We start from the raw sequence: 6,725 nt of genomic DNA on the forward strand, positions 1-6,725 counted from the left end.
GAAAGCTACCGAGAACTAAGCTTTGCCGACCGTTGTTTAAAGAGGATCACCTCAATGACCGATGAACATGACAAGGGCGGTAAGCCGTCGATCCCGCCAGAATTGCGCGACCTTGCGACCCCCTCCCGACGTAACTTTCTGAAATCCGTAGGCGTTTCCAGTCTCGCTGCAGCGACCTCGCCCCTCTGGCTGCAAGCGGCAGCTCAAGCCCAAGCCGCGACCGCCGAAGCCCCTAGGACACCGGCCCCCGGCGAGCGGCGAATGGTGCTCAACGTGAATGGCAATCCCCATGCCCTCAACCTGCCGGCTAACGCGGTGCTGTTGGATGTACTGCGCGACCGGTTGAGCCTGACAGGCACCAAAAAGGGTTGCGACCACGGCCAGTGCGGCGCCTGTACCGTGCATGTCAACGGGCTGGCGGTGAACTCGTGCTTATCGTTGGCGGCCATGCATGAGGGCGACGACATCACCACGATTGAGGGCATCGCCCAAGGCAACGTGTTCCATCCGGTGCAGGAAGCGTTCTGGGAACATGACGCCTATCAGTGTGGTTATTGCACCTCCGGCCAGATCATGAGCGCCGTGGCGATCCTGAAAGACAGCAACATTGGCGGCGACGACGCCAGCGTGCGTGAAGCCATGAGCGGCAATATCTGCCGTTGCGGCGCCTACAAAAACATCCTGGCGGCGGTGCAATCGGCGCGCAGTAAAATGAAGGAGATCGGCTGATGAGAACGTTTACTTATGTTCGCGCCGACAGCATCGAGCATGCGATCAACTACTACAGCCAATCCGAGTCGGCGTTTTTCCTGGCAGGGGGCACGACCCTGCTGGATTTGGTCAAGCTGGATATCATGCGTCCGGTACAGGTCATCGACGTTAATCATCTGTCGCTGAAACAAATCATCGTTCTTGACGACGGCCGAGTGCGTATTGGGGCATTAGTCAGCAACACAGCGCTGGCGCAAAACGAACAGATCCAGACCCACTACCCGGTGTTGTCGCAGGCATTGCTGTCGGGCGCAACGACCCAACTACGCAATAAGGCGACCACGGCGGGCAACGTCATGCAGCGGGTTCGTTGCGATTATTTTCGCGACGGCGTATCGCCCTGCAATAAACGTGAACCCGGGTCGGGCTGCTCGGCGATTGAGGGACAAAACCGCAGCGTCCATGCGGTGTTGGGCACCAGCGATCACTGCATTGCAACTCACCCTTCTGACATGTGCGTGGCCATGGCCGCCATCGGGGCGACGGTTCAAGTGCAGGGCCCGAAAGGCGTACGAGAAATAAATTTTCTCGACTTCCATTTACTCCCTGGCGCCACGCCATCGCAGGAGCATGCCTTGTTGCCGGATGAAATGATTACCCATGTAATTCTCGATGCGCCGCTGGCTAACAGCCGCTCGGGTTATCTGAAACTGCGTGACCGTGCGTCCTATCAATTCGCCCTGGCATCCAGCGCGGTGATTGTTGTGCTTGAGGGCAACACGGTCCGCGACGTACGGATCGCCATGGGCGGTGTGGGCACCAAACCCTGGCGCGCCCTGGCTGCCGAGCAATCGTTGAAAAACGCACCGTTGACCCCGGAAGCCTTGGAAAAAGCAGCGGCTACCGCGCTTCAGGGAGCGATCCCTTATAGCCATAACGCGTACAAGATTCCGTTGGGGCGACAAGCGATCATCCGTAACTTCGAAACCCTAACAGCTTGAGCGGAGGACGACCCGATGAGTGAACCCATAATTGGTGGCAGTCCACGCCGCATCGACGGGCGCCGCAAAGTCACGGGCACAGCCCTGTATGCGTCCGACCACCACCCGAAAAATATGGCGTATGGCTATGGGGTATTCAGCACCATCGCCAGTGGGAAAGTTACCGCGCTGAACCTTGATGAGGCGCGTAAATCCCCCGGCGTCATTGATATTTTTCACTCAAGGCATTTTGCCGAGGTGTACCACACGTCGCCGATCCAGACGTCCCCGGCCAATATCCTGACCAGCAGTAAGGCCGACGAAAACCGACTGCCGTTCGAAGACGACACGGTCCATTACGCCGGCCAATTTGTCGCGCTGGTCGTTGCCGATACATTCGAACATGCCCGAGCGGCAGCGTATAAGGTCGCCGTCAGCTACAGCAAAAGCCCGACCGTTGCCAACTTGCAGCAAGGTCTTAAAGCTGGGCCGCCCAAGGAAGGAGGTCGCGGTCATAGCCGAGGCGACCCTGGACCGGCATTCGACCAAGCACCGCACTTCATGGACGCCACTTACACGACGCCGGTCGAAACCCACAACCCAATGGAAATGCACGCGACGATTGCGTATTGGGAAGATGGCCACTTGTACGTGTATGAAGCCACTCAGGGGGTGGTTGCGCACCGTAACGCGTTGTCGCGGATCTTTGGCGTGACCCCGGATCGGGTCGAAGTGCGAGCGCCATTCATTGGTTCGGGCTTTGGCAGCAAGTTATGGATCTGGCCGCATTCAGTGGCCGCCTGTGGTGCAGCCAAAATGCTCGACAGACCGGTACAACTGGTCGTGCCCCGGCAACAAATGTTCACCACCACCGGGCACCGGCCTGCGACCCAGCAGCGGGTGCGGTTGGCGACCGACGCGCAGGGAAAATTGATTTCTGTGCGGCACGAATCGATTAACACCACGTCGTTTACCGACCAGTACGTTGAAAACTGCGGCACCTCTACTCGCAGCCTTTACAGCTGCGCTAATGTGCTAGTCAGCCAGAAAACCGTAGAGGTCAATCACGGCACACCCACGTCCATGCGCGCGCCCGGCGCTGCGCCCGGACTGTTCGCCTTGGAATCCGCCATGGACGAAATGGCGGAGATCATCAATATGGACCCGATGGCGTTTCGGAAACTTAATGTGGCCGACCGAGATGAAAGTCAGAACCTGCCATGGTCGAGTAATCACTTGCAGGACGCCATCGACCAAGCCGCCGAGCGTTTCGGTTGGCAGCACCGCGACCCACGCATCGGCGTGATGCAAGAGGGTCATGAAAAGATCGGATATGGCATGGCAGCCTGCAATTGGGACGCTTATCGCACCCCCGCCGAAGCTCGGGTTTCATTGCGTGCCGATGGCACCGCATATGCCATCTGCGGCGTGCAGGACATCGGCACCGGCACCTACACTGTGATTGCCCAAGCGATCAGCAGCTTGACCGGTTTGCCGCTGGATAAAATCGAGGTTGAACTGGGTAACTCGTCGTTTCCTCCAGCGCCGGTTTCCGGCGGATCCTGGGCCACAGCGAGCGTCTTGCCCGCCGTGGCCGAAGCGACACGTCAGGCGATTGCTCAATTGAAAGCGTTCGCCACCAGCCCGCGCGGCGCATTTGCCGGGGCCAATGCTGACTCATTGGGCGTCGAGGGCGGAAACCTGAAGAGCGCCGATAAATCCATGGCCATCGCTGACGTGCTTAACGCCCAAAAACTCGCCAGCGCCGATGGTCAAGCCCATACCGGCATGGCCGAAACCGATAAATATTCCTTCCGCTCGTTCGGCGCGCACTTTGTCGAAGTGCGTTGGGATCCGGGCATTTCCCGGTTGCGGGTGGCCAGAGTTGTGAGCGCTATTGATGTCGGCCAAGTGATCAATCAGAAGACCGCCAGCAACCAGGTTGAAGGCGCAATCGTCATGGCGATCGGGATGGCGTTATTTGAAGGGACTGAATACGACGAGCGCAACGCGATGCCGGTTAACAACAACTATGCAGAGTACGTCGTGCCGGTTCATGCTGACCAACCCGATGTCGAGGTGATATTGCTCAACTATCCCGACTACAAACTCAATGAATTTGGTGCACGCGGGATAGGCGAAATTGGGGTCACCGGTTTGGCGGCTGCGATTGCTAATGCCGTGTATCACGCAACAGGTAAGCGGGTGCGTGATTTGCCGATCTCTTTGGACAAATTGATGGCGGAGGAACCGATGCTTCGTGCGTAGATGATGCGGACTGGAGGCAGACCTGGCAGGGTTTTCGCCATACATTTTTTCTTGCGGACAAACAAAACCCCTGAACGCATAAGCGATCAGGGGTTCTGGAATTTAATCTTGACGATGACCTACTCTCACATGGGGAAACCCCACACTACCATCGGCGATGCATCGTTTCACTGCTGAGTTCGGGATGGGATCAGGTGGTTCCAATGCTCTATGGTCGTCAAGAAATTCAGTAGCCAGTGCGTGCCCTCCTGCGAGTTCACGTGCCAGCGAATGGGGATGTGATAGATCTGTGGGTTTCGAATTTTCGGTTGTGTCGTCTTCACACACCTCAATTTGCTTCATCGCAAATTGCTTGGGTGTTATATGGTCAAGCCTCACGGGCAATTAGTATGGGTTAGCTCAATGCCTCACAGCACTTACACACCCCACCTATCAACGTCGTAGTCTTCGACGGCCCTTCAGGGGACTCAAGGTCCCAGTGAGATCTCATCTTGAGGCTAGTTTCCCGCTTAGATGCTTTCAGCGGTTATCTATTCCGAACATAGCTACCCGGCAATGCCACTGGCGTGACAACCGGAACACCAGAGGTTCGTCCACTCCGGTCCTCTCGTACTAGGAGCAGCCCCTCTCAAATCTCAAACGTCCACGGCAGATAGGGACCGAACTGTCTCACGACGTTCTAAACCCAGCTCGCGTACCACTTTAAATGGCGAACAGCCATACCCTTGGGACCGGCTTCAGCCCCAGGATGTGATGAGCCGACATCGAGGTGCCAAACACCGCCGTCGATATGAACTCTTGGGCGGTATCAGCCTGTTATCCCCGGAGTACCTTTTATCCGTTGAGCGATGGCCCTTCCATACAGAACCACCGGATCACTAAGACCTACTTTCGTACCTGCTCGACGTGTCTGTCTCGCAGTCAAGCGCGCTTTTGCCTTTATACTCTACGACCGATTTCCGACCGGTCTGAGCGCACCTTCGTACTCCTCCGTTACTCTTTAGGAGGAGACCGCCCCAGTCAAACTACCCACCATACACTGTCCTCGATCCGGATAACGGACCTGAGTTAGAACCTCAAAGTTGCCAGGGTGGTATTTCAAGGTTGGCTCCACGCAGACTGGCGTCCACGCTTCAAAGCCTCCCACCTATCCTACACAAGCAAATTCAAAGTCCAGTGCAAAGCTATAGTAAAGGTTCACGGGGTCTTTCCGTCTAGCCGCGGATACACTGCATCTTCACAGCGATTTCAATTTCACTGAGTCTCGGGTGGAGACAGCGCCGCCATCGTTACGCCATTCGTGCAGGTCGGAACTTACCCGACAAGGAATTTCGCTACCTTAGGACCGTTATAGTTACGGCCGCCGTTTACCGGGGCTTCGATCAAGAGCTTCGCGTTAGCTAACCCCATCAATTAACCTTCCGGCACCGGGCAGGCGTCACACCCTATACGTCCACTTTCGTGTTTGCAGAGTGCTGTGTTTTTAATAAACAGTCGCAGCGGCCTGGTATCTTCGACCGGCGTGGGCTTACGCAGTAAATGCTTCACCCTCACCGGCGCACCTTCTCCCGAAGTTACGGTGCCATTTTGCCTAGTTCCTTCACCCGAGTTCTCTCAAGCGCCTTGGTATTCTCTACCCAACCACCTGTGTCGGTTTGGGGTACGGTTCCTGGTTACCTGAAGCTTAGAAGCTTTTCTTGGAAGCATGGCATCAACCACTTCATGTGCCGAAGCACACTCGTCATCAGCTCTCGGCCTTAGAATCCCGGATTTACCTAAGATTCCAGCCTACCACCTTAAACTTGGACTACCAACGCCAAGCTGGCCTAGCCTTCTCCGTCCCTCCATCGCAATAACCAGAAGTACAGGAATATTAACCTGTTTTCCATCGACTACGCTTTTCAGCCTCGCCTTAGGGACCGACTAACCCTGCGTCGATTAACGTTGCGCAGGAAACCTTGGTCTTTCGGCGTGGGTGTTTTTCACACCCATTATCGTTACTCATGTCAGCATTCGCACTTCTGATACCTCCAGCAAGCTTCTCAACTCACCTTCACAGGCTTACAGAACGCTCCTCTACCGCATCACCTAAGTGATACCCGTAGCTTCGGTGCATGGTTTGAGCCCCGTTACATCTTCCGCGCAGGCCGACTCGACTAGTGAGCTATTACGCTTTCTTTAAAGGGTGGCTGCTTCTAAGCCAACCTCCTAGCTGTCTAAGCCTTCCCACATCGTTTCCCACTTAACCATGACTTTGGGACCTTAGCTGACGGTCTGGGTTGTTTCCCTTTTCACGACGGACGTTAGCACCCGCCGTGTGTCTCCCATGCTCGGCACTTGTAGGTATTCGGAGTTTGCATCGGGTTGGTAAATCGGGATGATCCCCTAGCCGAAACAGTGCTCTACCCCCTACAGTGATACATGAGGCGCTACCTAAATAGCTTTCGAGGAGAACCAGCTATCTCCGAGCTTGATTAGCCTTTCACTCCGATCCACAGGTCATCCGCTAACTTTTCAACGGTAGTCGGTTCGGTCCTCCAGTTAGTGTTACCCAACCTTCAACCTGCCCATGGATAGATCGCCCGGTTTCGGGTCTATTCCCAGCGACTAGACGCCCTATTAAGACTCGCTTTCGCTACGCCTCCCCTATTCGGTTAAGCTCGCCACTGAAAATAAGTCGCTGACCCATTATACAAAAGGTACGCAGTCACCCAACAACGTGGGCTCCCACTGCTTGTACGCATACGGTTTCAGGATCTATTTCAC

At 55.7% G+C, this 6,725-nt stretch carries 3 protein-coding genes and 2 rRNA genes (1 of these 5 running past the window's edge); 3 read left to right on the plus strand and 2 right to left on the minus strand.

The window, feature by feature from the left end; genetic code table 11:
* Nucleotides 1–54: 54 nt before the first annotated feature.
* The 3 genes from RHM65_RS21455 to RHM65_RS21465 are packed head-to-tail and all read left to right on the plus strand — an operon-like array spanning nt 55 to nt 3,959.
* A complete protein-coding gene (locus tag RHM65_RS21455; RefSeq protein WP_322169064.1) occupies nt 55–729 on the plus strand; it encodes a (2Fe-2S)-binding protein in 675 nt (224 codons plus the stop codon).
* The gene (locus RHM65_RS21460; RefSeq protein WP_322169061.1) at nt 729–1,712 is read left to right on the plus strand and encodes a xanthine dehydrogenase family protein subunit M; all 984 of its coding nucleotides are present in this window, start codon (nt 729–731) and stop codon (nt 1,710–1,712) included. The genes RHM65_RS21455 and RHM65_RS21460 overlap by 1 nt, the downstream gene beginning before the upstream one ends.
* 15 nt (nt 1,713–1,727) lie before the next feature.
* Nucleotides 1,728–3,959, plus strand: a complete 2,232-nt coding sequence (locus tag RHM65_RS21465; RefSeq protein WP_322169058.1) for a xanthine dehydrogenase family protein molybdopterin-binding subunit — start codon at nt 1,728–1,730, stop codon at nt 3,957–3,959.
* Nucleotides 3,960–4,065: 106 nt separating this feature from the next.
* Here the strand turns inward: RHM65_RS21465 and rrf are convergent.
* Nucleotides 4,066–4,181 (minus strand): 5S ribosomal RNA (gene rrf / locus RHM65_RS21470).
* 141 nt (nt 4,182–4,322) lie between these two features.
* A 23S ribosomal RNA gene (locus tag RHM65_RS21475) occupies nt 4,323–6,725 on the minus strand; it runs 488 nt beyond the window's last position.

Origin of the sequence: Pseudomonas sp. CCI4.2, from assembly GCF_034350045.1 — a bacterium.
Taxonomy (GTDB): Bacteria; Pseudomonadota; Gammaproteobacteria; order Pseudomonadales; family Pseudomonadaceae; genus Aquipseudomonas.